Source organism: Sodalis praecaptivus, assembly GCF_000517425.1.
GTDB lineage: Bacteria > Pseudomonadota > Gammaproteobacteria > Enterobacterales > Enterobacteriaceae > Sodalis_A > Sodalis_A praecaptivus.
This window is the reverse complement of record NZ_CP006569.1, coordinates 24,388-47,280: the sequence shown is the minus strand read 5'-3', so window position 1 is coordinate 47,280 and position 22,893 is coordinate 24,388. Positions and strand designations below refer to the sequence as shown.

The window sequence follows — 22,893 nt, the reverse complement described above, 5'->3', positions numbered from 1 at the left end:
TCATTGCAAAACAAAAAGATAGGTATTGGGGACATTCAGATAGTGTGTCGCCATTATGGTGAACCCCGCAGCCGCGAAATAATTTTCATAGTCGCTTTTTCTGAACAGTTTGATTTTCATCAGGCTATGAACATATTCAAAACCGTAAACGAATATGGGACTTTCATCAGACAGGCTTTGCTCTTCCGATATGAACGTATCGGCAATTAGGAATTTCCTTACGTTGGGGAATGTGCTGCGGAGTTTTTGCAATACCCATATCGGGTCTTCAATATTGAAGAGATCATGCATCATCATGAAAGTCATTAAGGTATCCGCCCGCGCGAAACGCTGTTGCAATACGGGATCATCTACCGCATGCAGGACATTCTGATTATAAAGCTTGATTCTCTCTTGCAGGCCATGGCTAAGGATATTGCGCTGCGCTTCGTCAATGGCCTTGGCGCTGACATCGATGCCAATCCCCGTCGCCTCGGGGAAGGCCTTACACAAGCTTATCAGCGCGCCGGCATTACCGCTGCCCAGATCGGCGACGCGTTTGACCGTGTGCCGGCGAAACTCGGTGGTGATGATATCCCACATAAACGACTGATTCGCCAAACGCGACCCCTGCGCCACGTTGCCGCCATCCACAAAGGCGTGACAATCTTCTTCCTCGGCAGCGATTTGGTATGGGTATTTCCTGAACAGCTCACCATATCCCCCCACCGCCCAAATAAAAAACCCGATATTTTTTTTTATATCTTGACCAAGCTGTGTTAACGCTAATTGATCCTCGCGCAATTTTTTAAATATACCGCACTTGATGCCGAAGGTGATTAACGTATCCGCCCATTCGGGATGACTCTCCGTCAACAGCGAGTTATGTATGGTCCTCAAATTGACGTTTTCATGATTCGTAAACAGTTCCAATACGCCGGTTTTACCTAGGTGGTAACACACATGCGACCCGATATATCCATTGAATAGGTTTGAAGCCTGCATAATCCCTCCTTGTGACGGCTATATAGCATCAGATACCCCAGTCAGAAATCTCATTTCTTGGGCATAATATTCAACCAAGCCGTCAACCCGCTTGTTCATAAAATACCGTTCGGGCAGCCTGGTTTTTTCAATCACAAGCACGGCAGATACGCTGATTACTAATTGGCATGTCGTCATCATCCTAATGCGACGATGCCTTAAAGGGTATAGGATTACGGTAAATCAAATAGGTGAGCATTGCAACACACCAAATAATAAACCGCACCGTAGAGCGGCGTTAAATACATATGTCACATAAATAAATTGAGCCATGAGTGATTTCTCTATAGTCGTTAGGCTGTTATTACAAAGTAAGGAATTAACACTGCCGATCACCCGTTGATAATTCCCACCTGGACGCGCTGACCTCTTACTCGCCGCCTGCTGCGAAGGCGGACATTGCAGGGTTACGCGCGTTGGCCGGGTTTTAGGCCGGCGAAATCGTCCTCTTCAGACGCGGGAATTGGCAACTTATCCTAATGTCATGCCGCTAACACCATTCATCCATACCACCAAATTGATAAAGCTACGCTGTAGATTGCCGCAGGCGCGATAATCTTTTCACCTCTTGATGGCATGCGATCCGATACCGGCGCAGGTCAAACGGCCCAGCGCGCCGCGCGCTGCCTGCGGCAAAGGTTTGACTTAAAAAAAGCGCGGGCGGCGATGATGACCGCCGGAGTAGAGCATGTAACAAAGGCTTATCGCCGGGGCGGAGCGCACACGGAGGCTTGCCGCCGGCGTGCAGCGCGCGACGGGGGCTTTGCTGCCGGCGTGAAGCACGCGACGGGGGCGCCGCTTGCGTGAAACGCGCGATACGGGCTTGCCGCCGGCTCGAAGCACACGATACGGGCTTGCCGCCGGCTCGAAGCACACGATACGGGCTTTGCCGCCGGCACGAGGCACGCGATACGGGCTTGCCGCCGGCACGAGGCACACGATACGGGCTTGCCGCCGGCACGAAGCACGCGATACGGGCTTGCCGCCGGCACGAAGCGCGCGATACGGGCTTGCCGCCGGCACGAAGCACACGATACGGGCTTTGCCGCCGGCACGAGGCACGCGATACGGGCTTGCCGCCGGCTCGAAGCGCGCGACGGGGATTGCCGTCAGCGTAGAGCGGCGAAAAGGGCCAGCCGCCTACAGCGAGAGGAAAGCCTGCTGCCGACGCACGCTCACCGGGCCTTGGGGTGCTTATCCGCTGCTAAATCAGCGCCCTTTAACGATAGCCTATGGTCAGGCGAGCCAGTACCACAGCGGGGTTAGATTAACGTCGTCGCAGCGTCGGGCTCCGTTGGGGCACCCTTTCCCGCCCCGTTTCCGCCTGGCGCGGCTAAACCGAGCCGAAAAGCGCGCGAAACCCGTAAAGGGCGCTAATGTATTACAAAATCTGACGTCAATAGCCGGCACATTAGTCAGTATTTTACCCGGCGGATAATCGATCGCCGCGCATCGGGTTGCCCCATGGCGGGCTGCCGGCCCGTATTGACGCCATGCGATCGCGGCGTCGTATGCCGCTTTAGCGCGGTTGACGCGGCCACGGCTCATTCGACACCGTCCGAAGGCGATAAATAACGGTGGTGATACGACGACGCGCGGTGGAAATATGCGCTTGATGATTTGCTGCCCATAGTTTAATAAAACTAAGCGTTCGAGACGGGTTATAAGCAGGCGTTCAGGAATACTCCTACTTTTCGGACCCGGGTTAAGCTGAGAATTATATAAACGTCATCAGACTCTGATGATATATTCCCACGCGGACGGGCACGAGAGAATTAACGGCAGCGGCTAGCCTGATTTTCCGAAAAAGATTCACGATGAAACCACCCTCCGACCCTGGCATTGGTTGGTGCTCGCTTGCCGTCGTTGTCATCACGATTTCAGAGTTAGCTTATGGCGTCGGGGTTAATTCCCGGTGTGTTATATCCTGCTCGCTCCAGGGGCATTGTTCAAGTCGCTTTCGTCATACTTCATTCATATATAGCACTTTGCGGGTAAACATCTTGCAATTGATGATTAATTTACTTTAGTATCATTTTGATGACAACTATTACGGCACTATAAGTTCACTTTGAAAATTACATAGCGGAATGACCCAATAAAAAATGTCATTTTACCGACTGTAAGTGTCAAATTGAACCGCTCTTTGTTCAGAAATGGCTAAAAAGGTAGAGGGAAGTTAAGCATGCCGGCTCGTATTCCACCCCAAAACATTGTCATTCTCTGCATTCCGCCGATCGACCTTTTTAATGTTGTAGGTCCGATGGAAGCATTCCGGTTGGCAAACCGGCTGGCGAACAAAAAATCCTCTTATCAAATTGAACTGGTTTCCACCAGGGCGGATCTGGCTATCGAAAGCGAGACCGGCATTAACCTGCAAGCCCACTACTCGCTGTCCGACGAGAGATGGCAAAATGCCAAAATCGATACGCTGATCATCACGTCGAATATCCTATTATCCAGCGGTAATCCTCCTGACGCGATAAAATGGATCAACACGCAAACGAAAAACGCGCGCCGCATATGCTCGCTGTGCGGCGGCATTTTCGCCTTGGCGCAGACGGGGATGCTCAATGGTAAGCGGGTCACTACCCATTGGCGCGTAGTGGAGCAGTTCGCGCAACAGCATCCGCAAATCAAAGTTGACGATCAGCCCGTTTGGGTGAAAGACGGGAATATTTATACTTCGGCGGGAATGTCGGCGAGTATCGATATGGCGCTCAGCCTCATCGCCGAGGATCGCGGCGATGCGCTGGCGGCAGACGTTTCGCGCGAGATGGTACTGTTTTTGCGACGCCCGGGTCATCAACCGCAGCAAAGTTTGTCCCTGCTGGCGCAAAGCAGCAATAACCGCAATTTGAAGGCCCTGCAACCCTGGCTGCAGGAGCATCTTACCCAAGAGTTAAGCGTCGAGATCCTGGCCGATCAATTGGCGATGAGCCGCAGCACATTAATTCGCATTTTTAAGACCGAGCTGAATACCACGCCGGCGAAATATGTGGAGAACGTCCGTTTAGAAACCGCGCGCCGATTTTTGCTGATGACGTCGATGAATCTGGACAGGATCGCGGCACGCTGCGGTTTCACCAGCGCCGATGTGATGCGGCGGGTCTTTATGCGCAATTTAGGCATTAGCCCGCTTCATTATCGCCAGCAGTTTGGCAGCAGCGAATAAACCACCGCGCCGGCGTGGCGGGCGCCGCCTTGACATGGCCGAGCTCCTGGCGTGAAATCTCACGCCGTCGCCATAAACCTGTTCGTTAGGCAGCCCGCTGCCGAATTAAAGTACCGGTTTAGCCACAGGGTTGGCGCTGGTCGCCGCGGCGGTTGTCTCAGGCGACGTGGCGCTGGCAATGGCCAAAGCGTCTTTCTCTCCGCTCACCCCATTGCGCATCGCAAATTGTGGATCGTTAATTTCCTGCGCCACCCATTGGGCAATATTCTGGAACGGAACGAATATCGTCTGTCTCCGTTTGGGATGGGTCGCGGTGAGAACGCCGATGATCGCGCCGTCTTTGCCGTAAACCGGCCCACCGCTCATGCCCTGGATCCCGCCGGCGTTGGATAATCCCATCAGACAGCTGGTTCCGGGCTGCTTCCACCAGCCAAACTCTTGTACGGTTCCGCTGGATGAGGTCGGCATTGCGGTATAGGCATTGTAGCCATACATGTTAAGTTGCTCGCCTTTAGTCGCGGCTTCCAGACGCGGCAGGGTCCGGCCTTTATTATCGTGATAGATGATGGCGACATCGCAGATCGGATTGTAGGCTTTTACCCTGACCATCATCACTTTCGCCACATGCCCTGCGGTCAGGCTGTACTGTTCATTGATGGGAAAACTGGAGCCAATTGCCCCTGCGAGAACGGGTATTCCGACAAAATGGAAATCTGCTTTATCCGAGGCTGTTTTATCGACATTATAATGTCCCACGGCGCTGCAGCCGGATAACAATAATGACAACACGATAACAAACAAAAAACTTTTCATGAATAATTCCACGAGATATAAGTAAATAAGATGGATATCGCAGTAGGCCATTAGCTTTTGCGAGTTATAAGCTCTCCCTATGCCAAGAATTCAGGCACATCGCTAGATAAACGTAATTACACTGCCAGACGAATTTTCGCGCCCCGTGAAATGTGGGGAGCATCATACATAAATCAACCCGGTCATCAATCACTCTAATGACTGAGGTATAATTAGATACCAAAGTATCCATGCTGTTATTATAAAATCATCACCCCACGCGACCCTGGATAAAAAGCAGTCATAACATACTATTATGCTGATTATTTTCTCCTGGTTTTACATAGGGTCCAATTCAATAAACATTGACACAAACAATAGCCAACAAAAATATTACGCCAGGCGTTTAGGATTGGTTTAGTACTTAAATATGCACATTAATTTAAGGTATCAATAGTTCTGCACCTTATTTTGGCGTATCACCGACCCTCCTCGGGCGATATCCGCCTTAGGTTTTTTGGGTATGCGTTTGCCCCGCCGTCGCATTAATGCGCAGACCTAAATATCCCATAGATAGGATATATTTGTTAAACGGGCGCTATGGCAATGTCATTTATTATTTCAATCTTGCAACCTTCCGCCGTTGTCTTCTACCTCGCGTTAACCCTATTTTCTGCCGTCGCCTCATACAGCCTGCGTTCGCTACAGCCGCCAGGGGGCGGCCGACGCCTATGCCCGCGTCTAAGGGCGTATAGCCTGGTTCAGCGGATACGTTCACGGCGCTTTACCTACCTTAACCGACGCAGCGTTATGATGCTGATGGCGACATAATGAATGAGTTTTTTCAATTCAATTCATAAAATAGCACGCTAAAAACATGCTTATTCCCATGTTCATCGACATCGCTTTTTTCACGCCTGCCTTATGGCCATTACACACCGTTGACGTGACGGCGTCGCCAGTCAAGCCTGGTGATAATAAGCCATCGACACCGCCGGAATAATGCCTGTTTTATTCCATGCCGCCCCTGAGGGCGGCGCGACAAGAAGCCGCTCTAATGGATAAACGATGATTATCGTTTTGGATTGACGCTATCAAGCGGCCTTAATCACAATATGATTTTCTCGCTGAACCACCACTAAACGCTCTTTAAGGGCTTCAGTTAGCGTAATAGGTGCGTCAATCCCGTGTGGCGCCGGGCTAAGGGTACGATAATGCGCGTGTCTTCTGCGGTGGACACGGGGAAGTTGGCGGCTTTCTATTAATCGGTTATGCCGATATAAACTGTAGCCGGATATAAACGCACCTACTAACAATGCGAAAATGAAATTCATGATGACGACCTCAATTTGCTGGCGGCAAGACGTGCTGATTCCTGCGGCTGTCGATAAATAACGAATGTAGAGTCTGGCGATACCGTGGACTAACGCAGGGCATCCTTGATAGACATCATTATTAACAGCACAACCTCGCCCTGCATCATCGCCCGCAGGCTTTTTTTGATGCTTCATGTGCTCAAGTAATAGTGAGGCCGCCCGATATGTTAAGACGGATTAGAGAATAAAGAGTCTTTCTTTATTATCGCTACGTGCGCATCTTAAGCTTAGGAAAAATCCTAATCATGCCAAAATCACGACAAAAAACGTCAATTATCGGTTTGTATGTCAACCGTTGAGCCCACAACCGACGGGCATCACCGGATTTTTGACAAAAAGAACGACATAATTTCACATCTAGCACCTTGCATTAACCTTGACCGCGCGCCCCATCTTCCGTCGTCGTCCTCAGACGTTTCTCGCCACATTCAGCATGACGAAGCCAACCTAGACGGCTGAGGCAAAACGACATCTGCGCAGAGCAAGACTCAGGCGGCGGTAGCGGCACCGGGGCAATGATGTAGAAGATTCGACATCGGGGGAGGGGCAATGGCGGTCGTCAGGGGACGTTAGCGGTTAAAAGGGAGGAATAACAGCAGATAAGCAATATCGAGGAAAACCTAGCCGTGACCGCCTGGAGATGCGCTCGTGCCGACAGCATTACCCGCGGCAGCCGTAATGCCCCCTCACGGGTGCCATCGTCTTTGCCGTTCGCTGTACAGGCGCCATAGAGGGCTATCCGCCAGCTGAATCAGGCGGGGTGAGGGATGCAGCCCGAAAGCCGGTTACTCTTCTTCAAACCACTGGCTGTTGCGCTGGGCAATGGGCGTGATGGAGAAGATCATCAGCTGCAAATGGCGGCGCAGCGCATCTTCCGCCGCATCAGCGTCACGCCGTTTCAGCGCATCAAAGATCTCCTGATGCTGGCCTATCAGGATTTCCGGCGGCGACACTTCGCTTAAGGTCAGAAAACGCACCCGGTCCAGGGCGGCCTTGATGTTTTCTACCGTTTCCCAGGCCAGCTCACAGTCGATACTTTGCGCGATCAGGCGATGAAATTCATCGTCCAGCCGCAAAAACTCATGACTGTCATGATAAGCGGCCGCTAACGATTGCTGCTGTAAGTTGTGCTCCAGTTGCAGTAACGACGCAGGCGTCATTTGCAGGGCCGCACGACGCACCACCGCCGTTTCCACCGCCTCACGGATGAAACGGCCGTCAGCGACCCGTCGCGCGGAAATTTTGCGTACAAAGGTCCCGCGCTGCGGCAGCACCTGAACCAGGCCGGCTTCGGTCAGTTTGATAAACGCTTCCCTTACCGGCTGGCGGGAAACGGTAAACCGCAGCGCAATCTCTTTTTCCGACAGCAGCGACCCCGGCGGGATCGCGCAGGTGACGATATCATGACGCAGAAAACGATAAATCTGCTGATTAACGGGTTCACCGGCGGTGATGGCATAAGAAATCGACATTCGATACGATCCGTTTTGTCAGTAGCAGCCACAAGAGAGGCTTTTGGACGGTAAGTCTAAGGTGGGGGCGGCGGCAAACGCCAGACTTTTTTCTCGGATCCTTGCGCTGAAAGAGATACGGGCCACCCCAGGCCGCCGTGAACGGCCCGGCGGCCCTGTCGTGCCTGATGACCGTAACGCTGTCGCCAGGGCGCCGCAGCCGCCGCCATCGAAGCAATCTGTTGGTGCCCTCACAGGGCGAGGGCCATCGGGTGGCGACGCCGGCGCGACAAGGATCCTTGCGCGACCGGCGATTGACCGCTGGCCGTCGCCGCCCGACATCAGCATAATCGGGCAATGTGGCAATGTGGCGGCCGCCGTCCGACGCTTGGTGGGGCCACCGGCCGGCGGAGTCAAGGGCGGTGCCCGTCAGTCGAGGGTCGCCATCAGCGCCGCAACGGTTGCTTTGGCACCCTGCGCCTGCAGTTGCTGGTAATAACGGTTCACCCGTTCGACAAATCGCGCATCCGCCGGCAAGTCATCGCCAAAGACCGTCTGCAATGACAACAGCGCCCGTACCCGCTCCTCATTATCCGGCGTCTGGGCCACACGCTGCGCCAGCGCCTCTTTCAGCGGATCGCTGATGTCTATAGGCTGGCCCTGCTCGTCCACGCCGCCCACGTAACGCATCCAGCCCGCGACGCCGAGCGCCAGCAGGGTGAAATCGCTGCCTTCACGCAAATGCCAACGGATGCTGTCCAGCCAGCGCTGCGGCAATTTCTGCGTTCCGTCCATCGCTATCTGCCAAGTACGGTGTTTTAGCGCCCGATTGCGGTAGCGTGCGATCAAGGCATCCGCGTAGGCGGCAAGATCCACGCCGCGGGTATGCAATGTCGGCGCCTGCTCGGCCAGCATCAAATGTCGCGCCGCGCGGGCATAATTGTCGTCCTGCATGCAATCGCTGATATGATCATAACCCGCCAGATAGCCGAGATAGGCCAGCAGAGAGTGGCTGCCGTTTAGCATGCGCAGCTTCATCTCCTCAAACGGCAACACATCCGCAACCAGTTCCGCTCCGGCTTTTTCCCATTCCGGCCGGCCATTAACGAAGTTGTCTTCGATAACCCACTGGAAAAACGGCTCGCAGGCGACACCGGCGGGATCGCTCATACCGCCCAGTTGGTCGGCGATGGTGGCGAGCGTTTCCGCCGTAACGGCGGGGACGATGCGGTCCACCATCGTAGAGGGAAAACTGATCTGCTCGCCGATCCAGGCGGCCAGCGCCTCGTCCTGCAAGGCCGCCAGTTGGGTGATAACGTTGCGGGTCACATAGCCGTTCTCCGGCATATTGTCGCAGGACATGACGCTGAACGGCGCCAGCCCCTGGGCGCGACGGCGGCGAATGGCGGCCAGAATCACCCCCGGCAAAGAGCGCGGCGTATCGGGATGGTCAAGATCATGCTGTACCATGGGGTGATCGGTATTGAGCTGTCCGCTGGCGGGATGGTGGCAATAGCCTTTCTCGGTGACCGTGATGGAGACAATCGCGATATCCGGTTCGCAGAGTGCGTCCAACACCGCCGCCATGCCGTCGGTTTGGGCATGCAGGGCGCGTTTGGCCACGCCGACGATTCTGGCCGGCCTGTTATCGTCAGCCATTTCGGACACCGTCCACAGGCATTGCTGGGCGTTGATATCGGCGATCTGCTGCTCGCCGCCGATCAAGTTGATTTCGCAATAGCCCCAATCGCTGCCGGCTTCCGCCGCCAGCCTGTCGGCGCAAACCGCCTGATGGGCGCGGTGAAAGGCGCCAAAGCCGATGTGCGCGATACGGGTGCGCAATTTACTGCGGTCATAGCGGGGAACAATGACGTTCCCGGGCACTTCTGAAAGTGAAAGCATAACTACCTCAAAGGTAAATTGACCGGCGCCTGGGCGCGCGGCGTAACGATCAAGATTCGGTAACGGGATGGCCTGGATGTTTAGGGGACTTGATCACAATCCCCACCAGCACGGCGCCGATTGCCGCAACACCGCCCGCAAGAATAAAGGCACTGTCGAACTTACCGGTGTGCTGGACGATAAAGCCGGTCACCACGGGACCAATAATGCCGGAGATACTGCCGATCAGATGGATAAACCCGCTGGCGCTGCCGACGCGGCTTTTGTGCACCACATCTTGAATGATCGCCCAATATATGGCGCCGGTGATATAAAGGAAAAACAGCGAGATTGACATCAGCACCACCGCCGGCACCACGCTTTTCACCGTACCGGCCAGGGCAACGCAGACCGCGGCGGCCAGCAGCGAGATCACCAGGACAATTTTGCGCGAAAGCAGAAGACGTCCCGTGAGGCGGAAGATCCGATCGGAAACCCAACCGCCCAGCGCCAGCCCGACGAAACCCACCAGCCAGGGAACCACGGTGGTGAAGCTCATCTCTTTAATGTTCAGGCCGTGGGCCTGCACCAAATAAGCCGGGAACCAGCTGAGAAAGAAAAACAGAATGTAGTTGTAGCAAAAGAAAGCAAAGGCGGTGACCAGGATAATCGGCTGACGCAGATAATAGCCAAGGCCGTGGGGAACATTGGCCAGCTCTTCCTCGCTGCTGTGCGGTTCATTGTCGACCTGCATCGCCAGGCGGCGTTCCTCTTCGCCAAGACGTTTGCTGCGCGCCGGGTTATCCGCCGCAAACAGCCACCAGAACAAGATCCACACCAGCCCGATGGCGCAAATGATCATAAACGCCGGCCGCCAGCCGAACGCCAGCGCCAAATACCCTACGATGGGGCCGGCGACGGCGCCGCCGAGCGGCGACCCCGCGCTAAGTAGCCCCATGGCGGTAGCCGCCTGTTTTTTCGGGAACCAGCCGTTGATCATTTTATTGGCGGAGGCGCAAATCGGCCCTTCCGCCATGCCGAACAGCACGCGCAAGACTAATACCGACCAAAAGCCGGTGGCGATGGCGGTCATTCCGCAGAAAATGGACCACAGGCCTACCGCCAGCGCCATGACCAGAGTCGGACCCCATCTATCCACCGCCAGGCCGCCGACAAAATTGAATAATGCATAGCCGAAGAAGAAGCTGCCGAAAATAAAGCCGAACTGTTCGGCGTTAATCAGCAAATCTTTTTCAATCATCGGCATGGTAATAGATAACGCTACCCGGTCCAGGTAGTTAATCATGTAAATCAAAAACAGCAGAAACACGATCGTCCAGCGCAGATTACGTAACATAGCAACTCCTGGCTCTTCTTATATTCAGGTACAGCGAGGCGGCGCAAACCGCCTCACGGCAGGGTTATTGAATATCCAATATGACCTTGCAGCAGCGCCGCGGATCGGATTCAAATAGCGTCATGGCCTCTTCTACCTGCGCCAGCGGGAAATAATGGGTCACCAGTTTTTCCGGGGCAATGGCGCCGCTGGCCATCCAGTCGATGACCGCCGGGAAGCGTTTACTGTTCAACCGCGAGGTAAACAGCGAGATCTCTTTACTGGTCAGGCTTTGCTGGGTGATGGTGCACGGGTCGCCGGAAAAACCCAGCAGGCCGATGCGCGCCGCCGGCGAAGCCAGCGCCACCGCTTCAGGCAGGATGGAGGGATGGCAGGCGGCATCGATGATGAGCGTCGGACGCAGGCCATCCAGCTGTTCCGCCAACGGCGTCGCGCTGTTGTTCAACACGTTATCCGCGCCGTTGGCGCGCGCCAGCGCCAGCCGCTCTTCGATACGATCGACTACGATGACCGTGGAAACATCATATACGCCCTTTAACACCTGTATGGCGGTCAGCCCCATCGGGCCCGCGCCGTAAATCAGCGCTACATCCGCCGGCGTCGGTTTCAGATAGGCGGTAATGTTGGCGGCAATGGTGAAGGGCTCAATGAGACTGGCAAGTTTGTCGGGGATCGCCGCGGGCACCACATAGGCGTTGCCCGCGGGCGCGCAGGCATATTCGCTAAAGCCGCCGTCGCGGTGTACGCCGATGACCTGCAATGATGTACAGACGTTGGGCTTGCCTACCGAACAGGGATAGCAATGGCCGCAGCTGACCACCGGGTCGACCGCCACTCGCTCGCCAACGCGGCCGGGGTCGACACCCTCGCCCACCGCATCGATAGCGCCGAAGAATTCATGGCCGATGACCCGCGGATAGCGGGCAAACGGGTTATGGCCGTGCCAGATATGAATATCGGAACCACAGATACTGGCGTAACGGATTTTAACCCGCACTTCGCCGGCCGCTGGCTGGGGCAGTTCCCGCTCTTTAATCGCCAGTTGTCCCGGTTCAGCAATAACAACGCTTTTCATTTTAACTCCTTCCCATTCCAAAACGTGCCGTCCTACAGACGGGCCACCGGCCGTTAGGCCGGTATAGAGATCATTTGCCGCACGGTTTTCATCGAAGCGGACGCAGCGGGTTTGGCCTATAAATAGCCCTCGGCCGCCGCTGTCCGCCGCGAGGGGCGTCGCCTACGCCCGTCAGCGGACGGGCTTTTTAGCGTAACGGCATGGCGGCCGGCCCGGGTGCATTGGCGGCGGTATTCATCGCGGGCGCCCTGAACGAAAGGTGTTGCTACCCCAACCGCGTTTTTATGCATACTACCATACCAGATAAGCAAAACTTAGACCTCCGCCACAAAACGACGCCTCGATTCAGCCACAAGCGTGTTGTCGTTAGTCGTTGGGCACCAGCGCTATCGCTCTGACCGGCGACGCGGAGCCCCCCTTGATGCGCAGCGGCAGGGCAATAAAGGTGAATATCGCCGGCACCTGATAGAGATTGGCCAGATTTTCCATAATTAAATTATCCGAGCCCAGAATCAGACGATGCGCCGGATAGTCATGGTTCGACCAGGCATCCAGCGACATGGCGTCGGTGCCGATAACGCCGACACCTTTAGCCAATAAATAGGCCGCGCCGGCGGCGGATAATCCCGACCAGTCGGAAAGAACGGTTTTATGATCGGGCCGGCAGCGCCATTCGCGATCGTAACCGGTGCGGAATAACACAATATCCCGCGCTCGGATCTCGCCGTGCGCCTGTTCCCAAGCGGCGATCATGTCGGTGGTGATTTCCGTATCCGGCGGATAAGCGGAGACATCAATGCACAGGCCGCGTCCCATCAGCCGCGTCACGTCGACCTGTTCAATGGTTTTTCCCTCGGGTGCGAAGTGCGCGGGCGAGTCCACGTGCGTGCCGCAATGGTCGCTTAATTGCAGTAGATTATTGTAGTTGCCGTCTCCCGCCGCGTAGGTTTCCACATCATTGCGGAAAAAACGTGGATGGGTAGGCCAGACCGGCATTAACGGTTCGTACTGATGGTTAAGTTCGATAACCCGGTAATCGCGCAACAGCGCAAACAGTTCACTGTTCATCTTAAGCCTTCTTAACATCGACGGTTTCTTTGATAAACCACAGGGGAATGCACGACAGCAGCAGCACTACCACGATAAAGCCATAATGGACATTAAAACCGAAATCGTGAATGATCCAGCCGGTCACCGGCGCCACCAGAATGCCGGCAATGCCTACCGCGAGACCTATCATCAGACCCATGCTGGAGGCGGCGGCCTGCGGTGCCGAGTCAATAAGCAAAGCATAGGCTACCGGGTACGGGGAGTTTCTGAATAACCCCCAGAAAATCAGGATGCCCCAGCCAAGGGCGGCGGAGTGGATCAACGTACACAGCGCCGCGGCAATCATCCATCCGGCGATTACGATACCCAGCGAAATCTTGCGGCCGCGCATATCGGAATAACCGCCCCAAAAAATTTGCCCTATCCAGCCGGTAATCCCCGAGGCGCCGGAAATAATCGCCGCAGTGCCCAGCGGCAGCCCGACATCACGCGTTAATTGCAGGGTGAGGAAGTTGGCAATACCCATTTCAGCCCAGGTAAAACCGAAAATCAGCGCAATCGCCAATAGACAGTTGCGGTTTTTCAGGCAGGCAAACGAGTCCGCCAGCGAGGCTTTTTTCTTGCCGGCGGGGAGCACGGCCGGCTCTTCTACCGGCACCGTCAGGTTATTTTCGCGGATCCAGGTGCAGACTTTCTCATGGTTTTTACGGGTGCCAATAAAGAATTGAATCACCACGATACTCAGCCCGATCAACGGAATGAATAAAAATGCCTGCCGCCAGGTGCCAAACACAAGAATAGCGGCGATGAGCGCCGGACCGATAAATTGCCCCAGCGGGAAACCGGTATGATGTACGCCGATGGCAAACCCGCGGTTTTCTTTTTGCCACCACTCGCCCAATAATGCGACGTTGATAGGTTCCGAACCGCCGGTTCCCATTCCCATCGCCACGCGCAGCGCCTGGAATACCCCCAGCGTTTTGCAAAAAGCGGTGGCCACGCCGGCGATGACTTCCACCAACACCGCGACGCTCCAGCTATAGCAGCGTTTGTAGCCGGTGCCGATATAGTCGGAAAAAATACCGAAAATCACCGCCCCGGACAGCGTGCCGAAAAAGCTGAGCGAATTGAGCCAGCCGGCCTGCACTTCCGTTAAATTAAACTCTTTCATTATCGCCGGCAGCAGCGTCGGTAATATGATGCGATCGATCGAATTCATCAAAATCGCGAGCGTGGTGATGACCAGCATCCACCAGGAAAGCGGATGCGCTTTCGGCAGCAGCTGGCGCAGGCCACTTGGCGCATTTTGCGCCTGTACCGTGACCACCGCCGCATCGCCGGGGCGATTGGCGTCGATGAGGTTAGGATTGTTGTTGCGGTCTGTCATGATATTTCCTACCTGGCGTTTTTATCAACAGAAGGCCTTCGCCGTCGCGATGATAAAAGCGCGAAAAAGTGGAACCGGGTGGGATAACCCCGCCTATCCCGCCGCCGTTGTTATTGCAAAGCGTTGTGCGTGCGGGTGGTGTTGACCGGCAGGCATAGCGAGCGCCGGAGAAAGAAAGATAGGCGTGAGGAGACTACCATACAAGTAGTCTTGGTGAATTAGACGATCTACATCACATTTTATTCATTTACAAGTGCATTACCGCAACGGGTGTCTTTTTTAACCTGTATGTGGAAGGGGCTAACGACCCCCTCCCAGCGCGTCTGTTTATTGGGCCCACATCAGCCGCAGCACCAGCGCCGCCAACGTTATCAGCAACACCGGTAATGTCATCATAATGCCTATGCGAAAATAATAGCCCCAGCTGATGGCAATATCTTTTTGCGCCAGCACGTGCAGCCATAGCAAGGTAGCCAGGCTGCCGATCGGGGTAATTTTTGGCCCCAAATCGCAACCGATGACATTGGCATAAATCATTCCCTGGCGTACCACGCCGGCGGTATTGCTGGCGTCGATGGACAGCGCGCCGATCAGAACCGAAGGCAGGTTGTTCATGACCGACGACAGCAGCGCGGTAAGCACTCCCGTCCCCAGAGTCGCGATCCACAACCCTCTCGCAGCTAACCCATTCAGCGCGCTTGCCAGAAGGTCGGTCAACCCGGCGTTGCGCAGTCCATAGACCACCAGATACATACCCAGGGAAAAAATGACAATCTGCCAGGGTGCATTTCGCAAAACGCGGGCGGTATTAATGACCCGGCCGCGACGCGCCACGCTATACAGGATTAACGCCGCCACGGCGGCGACCAGACTGACCGGTACCCCCAGCGGCTCAAGCGCGAAAAACCCCGCCAGCAATAGCGCGAGTACGCCCCAACCGGTCATGAATGTACGCCGGTCGCGCACGGCTTCCGCCGGCGGTTTCAGCCGCGCCAGCGGATAGGCGGTGGGAATATCACGGCCATAAACCAATAACAGCATTGCCAAGGTGGCAATTACGGCAACGCTATTTACCGGCACCATTACCGCGGCATAGTGATTGAACGGCAGAGTAAAAAAATCGGCGGAAACGATATTGACCAGATTGGACACCACCAGCGGTAAACTGGACGTATCGGCGATAAACCCTGCCGCCATGACAAAGGCCAAAGTAGCGCGCCGGCTAAACCCCAGCGCCAGCAGCATCGCGATAACGATAGGCGTGAGGATCAGCGCGGCACCATCGTTAGCAAACAATGCCGCGACGCAGGCACCCAGCAGCACAATGAATATGAAAAGACGTCTGCCGCCGCCCCTGCCCCAGCGGGCCACATGTAACGCCGCCCATTCAAAGAACCCCGATTCATCCAGCAGCAGACTGATAATGATAATGGCAATGAAGGTGGCGGTGGCATTCCATACGATGTGCCACACCAATGGAATATCGCTCCAATGCACGACGCCGCCCGCCAGCGACAGCGCGGCGCCAATGAGCGCGCTCCAGCCAATGCCGAGTCCCTTTGGTTGTGCGATGACCAATATCATCGTCACCACAAATATCGCCGCCGCCAGCCACATATTCCCCTCCGGGAAGTTTTTTGATTTTTGTCTGTATAAATAACGAAAAAGGCCGGCGAACGCGACGACGACAGCCAAGCCTTCCCGTGTCCACAGCAGCGCCCCGTGCGCCGACGCCGCGCGATGTCTAATCCTGCGCCCGGAGCGGCGTCACGCCGGCAGGCGCAAAAGCGCCTACCCTCGCTAGAGCCCTGCTCGGGGTCGCAAGCCTTAGGTGGGCAATGATCAATTTACATGGGGATGCTGATCGATAAGCGTTTGCCGTTTTTTTTGCAGCGCCTGAATTTCAGTATCAATATCATCAATTTGCTGCTCGATATCGTCATAACGTTCTTGCAGAATCTCCTTGGCTTCCGCCCGGTCGGTGGCGGAGGGTTTGGCGCCTTTCAGCGGCCGATTGGCCGTTTCCCGCATGAATATACCCGTTGCCAGCCCGATCACCGCAATGACCATCAGATAATAAGCCGGCATGTAAAGATTGCCGGTGCTCTCCACCAGCCAGGCGGTCAGGGTGGGCGTCAAACCGGCAATCAATACCGAGATATTAAAGGAAATCGCCAGTGCGCTATAGCGTATTTGGGTGGGAAACATGGCCGGAAGGGTTGAGGCCATAACGCCGATAAAGGCGTTAAGCAGCACCGCCAGCAACAACAGGCCGAGAAAGATAAGTCCCAGCACGTTGCTGTTTATCAGGGAAAAACAGGGGATCGCCAGGATGAACAGACCGATACTGCCGCCGATGACAAAGGGTTTACGACCCACTTTATCGCTCCACAGCCCGACCACCGGCTGCACAAACAGCATGCCGACCATGATGGCGATAATAATCAGCACGCCGTGATCTTCCGAATAATGCAGATTGTGCGACAGGTAGCTGGGCATGTAGGTCAGCAACATGTAATAGGTGACATTGGTCGCGATTACCAGCCCCACGCAGGCCAGAAGTCCCTTCCAGTGTTTGGACGCCACCTCACGTACCGACAGGCGCGGCCGCTCTTTCAGCGTTTCGCGATCGGCGGACTCCATTTTATCCATATGCTGCTGGAACGTTGGCGTTTCCTCCAGCGCATTACGCAAATAAAGGCCGATAATCCCCAGCGGCGCCGCTAGGAAGAAGGGGATCCGCCAGCCCCAGTCGAGAAAATTTTGCTCGCTGACGATGCTTGAAATGAGCACCACGATGCCGGCACCCAGCACAAAACCGGCGATGGATCCGAAATCCAGCCAGCTGCCCATAAAACCCCGTTTGCTGTCCGGGGAGTATTCGGCCACGAAAATCGCCGCGCCGGAATACTCGCCGCCGACCGAGAACCCCTGCGCCAGTTTGGCCAACAGCAACAACACCGGCGCCCAGATGCCGATCGAGGCATAGGAGGGAATAAGCCCGATACAGAAGGTGCTTACCGCCATAATGATTATGGTGACCGAAAGGACCTTCTGCCGGCCGAATTTATCGCCCAGCGCGCCGAAAAAGACCCCGCCTAGAGGACGCACCAGAAACGGCACCGAGAAGGTCGCCAGCGCGGCGATCATTTGAATACCGGGAGCGGCATCCGGAAAGAAAATTTGACCCAGCGCATAGGCGACAAAGCCATAGACGCCAAAATCAAACCACTCCATCGCATTCCCCAACGCGGCCGCGGTAATGGCTTTTTTTAATTTGGCATCATCAATAATGGTGATGTCGTTGATATGCAGCGGCTTATGTTTACTTTTCCCTAATTTCATCAATGCGATGTCCTGTAAAACAATGTCAATGAGATCCTAACCTCATTTTAGTTCAGGTAGCGGCGCCTGTCACAACACAGCGATGATTAGCGTCGCTTAGCCTGATGGACAGCGCGATGTCAGCGGCGTAAGCGCAAAATGACCACGCCCAGCAATAGCAGCAGTAATATCAACAACAGAGTAAAGCGTGCATTGCCCGTAAGCCAGTAGACGGCCAGCGCTCCCCCCTCGCCCAGCGCGCCCGCTAAGGAGAGCAGGCTTAAATACAGCATCATCCGGCCGCGATAACAGACGTTCAACGCCTGCTGATAAAGATAGCCGAACGCGATATGACTCCCGGCGGTCTGTATCGCCACCGCCAGCAGCAGCAAGCTGACCTGACCGGTAGCGCAAACGATGATGCTTATCGCCGCGGCCATAAGCAGCAGGCCGGTCATGGCGCTGCCGCCTGCCCGTCTGTGGTATCCCTTTCGCTCAAGCAACGTAAGCGCGGCCATGTTGACGGCATACCATGAAAACCAATAATTGATATCGTCTTTGCCAAAGAGATGCGTGTCGATAGACGGCAAGATAACATACAGCACCGCGCCGCTCGACCAGGCACCGCAGGTCGCCAGCCACAGCGTTAGGAAACGCCGATCCAGGCCTTTACCGTCCGCAGGCGGCAGCGCCGCGTTGTGCCCGGCGGGTAAGGCCTCGCCCGGCGAGGTTGCCGACGCCGGCGCGCCCAGGCGATAGAAATTCCACAGTAAGACCAGCAGCACGGCCGCCACCAAAATGATAAACGTCCGATAATCGCCGATCGGCAGCCAGCCACAGCACGGCGCCAGGAAGGCGGCGGTGTAAAGCAGCGGCCGGCAAGGATCGGCTAAGGGGGCCAGGCCCCAGCGTTTTTCCGCCGCCGCACGCGGCCCGCTCGCGGCAAGCAGGCCGTTTAGCATGGCGGAGACCCCACCGGCCCCCAGGCCGGCCAGCAGCGCAAGACGGTAGAGGCGATTGTCCACCGCTCCGCCGATAATCAGTAGCAGGGCGGCCAACTCCAGCGCGACCGCGAGGATGAGAATCTGTTCACGCGTGGCATAGCGGCCCAACAGGCTATAGAAGAGCGGCGAGCCGTGGTAGCCCACCAGCAGCAACGCATAAAACAGGCCGATTTCGGCGTTGGCGATGTCACCGGCGCTGGCCAGCCGCAGCGGCATGACGATATTCACCCCGAGAAACAGCAGGCGCTCGGCAAAATACACCGCCAGCAGCGTCAGCCGCCGCTGCCCGATCCCGCCGGCCGGCGGCACTGCCTGCGCGCGCTTTCCGCTGACGCCGCCCATGGCTAATGGGTCTCGGGCCGCGGCGCGCCATTAGGGCGACGCCCTGCGGCCGCGCGTCTGTAGCCTGGACCAGGCCTGCACCCGCTTTCGCTATCCCGATCCCATTGTCGCGGCCGCGCTATGATTCCTTTCATGGGCGCCTCTTGCAAAGGTAAGAAGAGTGATCGCGGCACGCAATGCCGCCGCCGGCGCTTTTGCCGATGTTCCAAGAGCGCCGGGTAAATTGCCGCCGCCAACAGCGCTGCTTTCCAGCCAATTAGCGCCGGGCTAGACGGGCAAGCGGCGGCGGCAATAGGCGGGGGGATTCCTCCCGTTGCGGGATCCCGCGCCCATTCGTCCGCCATGTTCACTGATTTTACCGTTCAAAAGGTAAACAATACGCCAATGAGGGCTTGGCACTAAAATGATACCGCCGCCGCGCGGAGAGGACGGTGATATCGATAACCGAATGTCCCTTTGTCATGTCCGACGCCGCAGCCCTATGTAGACGCCCCCCACCGAGCGGTAATCGCCGGGTAGGCCGCGCTAAGGGGTACCGGTAACCTTCGCGCCACCGGATCATAAAGGGAAAGGGGAGGTAAACGGACACGGATTGCGCCATCTCCCGCCGTTGGCAGACGCATCGCCGTAGACCACGGCGGCGTGTTCTGGGAAGTTGGGGGTCAGTGAAAGGGCTTTTATGCGTTCACCTGCCCGCGTCGAATTTCCACAACGAAATAACTATAACGGGTGGCTGACAATGGCTTACCCGTTTCAGGCGTGCGCCATCACCATCAGAAGCGGTGTCGGCGCACGGAAGCCGTCGCTCATTGTTAAATTTGCGATCGGGCTCACATGCGAAAGGGGAAGCCCACTCGGGCAAAATCGATACCGGCTTTTTCGTTTTCGCCCATCCTGTGGAAATCAGCGTGACGTAAAATGCGATTTCCCAACCTTATTTAAGTGCACCAGGTGCGGTATTTTCGCTTTCGCTTGAAGGTGAAACGAAAGTGTTTTTAGACACTTAGCGACAAAAAATAAGCTGTGACCGTGCTCGCAACACGCTCCTACGGCCTTTGCTGTAATAAGGCCGAGGTCAAGGGTAATCCTTTCACATCCCTCACCCTGCAGGCTGACATTGCCGTAACCGGGAGCAGAACAACATGGCGCTGGACACCCTGAGTCGTCGTGAAAAAATCATCGAAATCTTATGTATGACGGGTAGCGTGCGCGTCGAATGTTTGAGCCAACAGTTTGGCGTTTCCTGCGTCACTATTCGCAACGATTTACGCTACCTGGAAAAAAAAGGCTGTGCGTTGCGATCTTATGGCGGGGCCATGCTTAATCAACAATTCGTCTTTGACAGGCCGCTGCGCGACAAAGGACACATCAACCGCGACGTCAAACTGCGCATCGCCGCCAAAGCGGCGGAATATGTCCGCGACGGTCAAGCGTTAATTATCGATTCTGGATCCACCACATCGCTGATGGCGCCTCATCTCCAGGCGCGGCGCAATTTGGTGGTGATGACCAGCGCGCTAAATATCGCCTACGAACTGGCGGGCTACGAACAGTTGGATGTCATGGTGCTGGGCGGCAGCGTGCGCCGGAACTCCTATTCGCTGTATAGCCCGGCCGCGGAGCAGCAATTGCGCAATTACCGTTTCAACACGCTATTTCTCGGCGTGGACGGCTTCGATCTGCAGGCCGGCATCACTACCCCCCACGCCGGCGAGGCAAGTCTGAATCGAGCCATGTGCGAAGTCGCGCATGAAATCATCGCCGTGGCGGACGCCAGTAAATTTGGCCGCAAGAGCTTTTGCCTTATCCGCCCCGCCGCCGGCATCCAGCGGCTGATTACCGACAGTCGGATCCCCGATGACTACCGGCAGGCGCTGACCAATATGGGGGTAGAGGTCATTATCGCCGGCGATTAGCCCCTATCGAACCCGTTTTGTCCTGGGAATACGTTCCCAGAGATAAGGAGCATCATGATGAAACAGCTGTATTCCTATCCCGAGGAGTGGTTGCGGCAGCGTCAGGCCTTGCACACCGCTCGCGAGATCCATCAGCAACCCTGGCTGTGGCGCCGATTGACCCAGCGATTGCACCAGCTTCAGCCGCAATGGCAGCCCTTCTTGCAAACGCTGTTGCGCCAGCCGGATTTGCGCATTGTGCTGTGCGGCGCCGGCTCATCGGATTATATCGGCCGCGCCCTGGCGCCCTGGCTGTGCGAGGCGACCGGTCGGGATGTCGTCGCCTGCGCCACTACCGATATCGTGCCGGCGCCGCTGCACTACCTGCACCCGACGCGGCCGACGCTGCTGGTTTCCTACGGCCGCTCCGGCAATAGCCCCGAGAGTCTGGCCGCGGTAACACTGGCGGACCGCATGCTGCCGGACTGCCATCACCTCGTTATCACCTGTAACGCCGAGGGAGAATTAGCGCGCTTCGGCCAAAATCGGCAACGCGCCCGTACTCTCCTCATGCCGTCAGAAGCGCTGGACCAGGGTTTCGCCATGACCTCCAGCTTTAGCTGCATGCTGCTGGCGACGCTGCTGACGCTGGGCCCTTGGCCGCTGGCGCAGAGCGACGAAATGCTGCAATCGGTTGCCGATTGGTGCGACCAGCAGCAGGCGTCATGGCAGCAGCAGTGTAAGCCATTGGCCCGCGGCGGATTCACGCGCGTAGTGTGTCTCGGCGCGGGTTGTCTGTCCGGCGTCGCCCAAGAGGCGGCGCTGAAAATTCTCGAGCTGACGGCCGGCCGTATCGCCTCGCGTTACGACACGCCGCTGGGTCTGCGTCATGGTCCCAAATTCATGATAGACGGCGGAACGCTGGTGCTGCTGCTGTTATCGACCGATCCCTACCGTCGTGGCTACGAGCGCGATTTGCTGCACGAACTGCGCAAAGACGGCCTGGCGCGGCGCGTCGTGGCGCTCAGCGGCGATAGGGACGCCGATATGCCGGAAACGCTGGCCGTCGCCGGCGCGCATGACGATATCTGGCTCAGCCTGCCGTATCTGATGTTCCTGCAACTGCTGGCGTTGGAAACCGCGCTGGCGCTCGGGGTAACGCCCGACAATCCCTGCCCCTCCGGCGAAGTGAACCGCGTCGTGCAGGGCGTAACCCTTTACCCCTACCCCACAGGCCAGGGTGCCTGGCAACCCAGACAGCAGGAGGAAGACGCATGACCACGCCGAATATTTTACTGACCCGGATTGATAACCGTCTGGTACACGGCCAAGTGGGCGTGACCTGGGCCAATTCCCTGAGCGCGAATTTATTACTGGTGGCCAACGATCAGGCCGCCAGCGATCCGGTGCAGCAAAGCCTAATGGATATGGTGGTATCGCCGGGCGTGGAAACCCGCTATTTCACTCTGCAAAAAACAATTGACGTTATTCATCGCGCCGCGCCGCGTCAGCGCATTTTCATCGTCTGCAAAACACCGCAAGACGTACTGACTCTGGTGCGCGGCGACGTGCCGATAAGCGCGGTCAATGTTGGCAACATGCATTTTGCCGAAGGCAAACGGCAGATTCATAAAACCGTTTCGGTGGACGATGACGATATTGCGGCGTTTCGCGAGCTGACGCGCCTGGGCGTGCAATGCGAGATCCGGCGCGTACCGGACGAAAGCGGCGAGCCGGTTGACCGGCTATTGGACTGACGAG

At 56.2% G+C, this 22,893-nt stretch carries 16 protein-coding genes; 4 read left to right on the top strand and 12 right to left on the bottom strand.

Annotated features, from left to right (window positions below):
* Positions 1-984, bottom strand: a complete 984-nt coding sequence (locus tag SANT_RS00200) for a methyltransferase domain-containing protein (RefSeq protein ID WP_025420311.1) — start codon at positions 982-984, stop codon at positions 1-3.
* 2,224 nt (positions 985-3,208) lie between these two features.
* On the opposite strand from SANT_RS00200, the gene SANT_RS00190 reads away from it, so the two are divergent.
* Positions 3,209-4,198, top strand: a complete 990-nt coding sequence (locus SANT_RS00190) for a GlxA family transcriptional regulator (protein ID WP_025420309.1) — start codon at positions 3,209-3,211, stop codon at positions 4,196-4,198.
* Between the two features lie 105 nt (positions 4,199-4,303).
* Here the strand turns inward: SANT_RS00190 and SANT_RS00185 are convergent, their stop codons facing one another.
* From SANT_RS00185 to SANT_RS00140, 11 genes are all read right to left on the bottom strand, one after another.
* Positions 4,304-5,062 carry a trypsin-like peptidase domain-containing protein gene (locus SANT_RS00185; protein ID WP_051440060.1) on the bottom strand — a complete coding sequence of 253 codons (759 nt, stop codon included), beginning with the start codon at positions 5,060-5,062 and terminating at the stop codon, positions 4,304-4,306.
* 1,022 nt (positions 5,063-6,084) lie between these two features.
* Positions 6,085-6,501 carry a hypothetical protein gene (locus SANT_RS23960; protein WP_148296223.1) on the bottom strand — a complete coding sequence of 139 codons (417 nt, stop codon included), beginning with the start codon at positions 6,499-6,501 and terminating at the stop codon, positions 6,085-6,087.
* Positions 6,502-7,151: 650 nt separating this feature from the next.
* Positions 7,152-7,838 carry a GntR family transcriptional regulator gene (locus tag SANT_RS00180; RefSeq protein WP_025420307.1) on the bottom strand — a complete coding sequence of 229 codons (687 nt, stop codon included), beginning with the start codon at positions 7,836-7,838 and terminating at the stop codon, positions 7,152-7,154.
* Between the two features lie 408 nt (positions 7,839-8,246).
* A complete protein-coding gene (locus tag SANT_RS00175; protein ID WP_025420306.1) occupies positions 8,247-9,719 on the bottom strand; it encodes a mannitol dehydrogenase family protein in 1,473 nt (490 codons plus the stop codon).
* Between the two features lie 49 nt (positions 9,720-9,768).
* A complete protein-coding gene (locus SANT_RS00170) occupies positions 9,769-11,055 on the bottom strand; it encodes an MFS transporter (RefSeq protein ID WP_025420305.1) in 1,287 nt (428 codons plus the stop codon).
* A 64-nt stretch (positions 11,056-11,119) separates the two neighbouring features.
* Positions 11,120-12,130, bottom strand: a complete 1,011-nt coding sequence (locus SANT_RS00165) for a Zn-dependent oxidoreductase (protein ID WP_025420304.1) — start codon at positions 12,128-12,130, stop codon at positions 11,120-11,122.
* A gap of 366 nt (positions 12,131-12,496) precedes the next feature.
* The gene (locus SANT_RS00160; protein WP_025420303.1) at positions 12,497-13,198 is read right to left on the bottom strand and encodes a cyclase family protein; all 702 of its coding nucleotides are present in this window, start codon (positions 13,196-13,198) and stop codon (positions 12,497-12,499) included.
* 1 nt (position 13,199) lies between these two features.
* Positions 13,200-14,567: an MFS transporter gene (locus tag SANT_RS00155; RefSeq protein ID WP_025420302.1), complete on the bottom strand. Its 1,368-nt coding sequence runs from the start codon at positions 14,565-14,567 to the stop codon at positions 13,200-13,202.
* 327 nt (positions 14,568-14,894) lie between these two features.
* Positions 14,895-16,184: an arsenic transporter gene (locus SANT_RS00150; RefSeq protein ID WP_025420301.1), complete on the bottom strand. Its 1,290-nt coding sequence runs from the start codon at positions 16,182-16,184 to the stop codon at positions 14,895-14,897.
* A 225-nt stretch (positions 16,185-16,409) separates the two neighbouring features.
* Positions 16,410-17,912 (bottom strand): glycine betaine/L-proline transporter ProP, encoded by a 1,503-nt coding sequence (gene proP, locus SANT_RS00145; protein WP_025420300.1) that lies wholly within the window; start codon positions 17,910-17,912, stop codon positions 16,410-16,412.
* Positions 17,913-18,031: 119 nt separating this feature from the next.
* Positions 18,032-19,237 carry a hypothetical protein gene (locus SANT_RS00140; RefSeq protein ID WP_025420299.1) on the bottom strand — a complete coding sequence of 402 codons (1,206 nt, stop codon included), beginning with the start codon at positions 19,235-19,237 and terminating at the stop codon, positions 18,032-18,034.
* A 1,142-nt stretch (positions 19,238-20,379) separates the two neighbouring features.
* On the opposite strand from SANT_RS00140, the gene agaR reads away from it, so the two are divergent.
* The 3 genes from agaR to agaV are packed head-to-tail and all read left to right on the top strand — an operon-like array spanning position 20,380 to position 22,889.
* On the top strand, positions 20,380-21,153 hold the full coding sequence (agaR, locus tag SANT_RS00135; RefSeq protein ID WP_025420298.1) for a transcriptional repressor AgaR: 774 nt from the start codon (positions 20,380-20,382) through the stop codon (positions 21,151-21,153).
* A 57-nt stretch (positions 21,154-21,210) separates the two neighbouring features.
* Positions 21,211-22,410, top strand: a complete 1,200-nt coding sequence (locus SANT_RS00130) for an SIS domain-containing protein (RefSeq protein ID WP_025420297.1) — start codon at positions 21,211-21,213, stop codon at positions 22,408-22,410.
* Positions 22,407-22,889, top strand: a complete 483-nt coding sequence (gene agaV / locus SANT_RS00125) for a PTS N-acetylgalactosamine transporter subunit IIB (protein ID WP_025420296.1) — start codon at positions 22,407-22,409, stop codon at positions 22,887-22,889. Before SANT_RS00130 ends, agaV begins: the two co-directional genes overlap by 4 nt.
* The last annotated feature ends 4 nt before the right edge of the window (positions 22,890-22,893 follow it).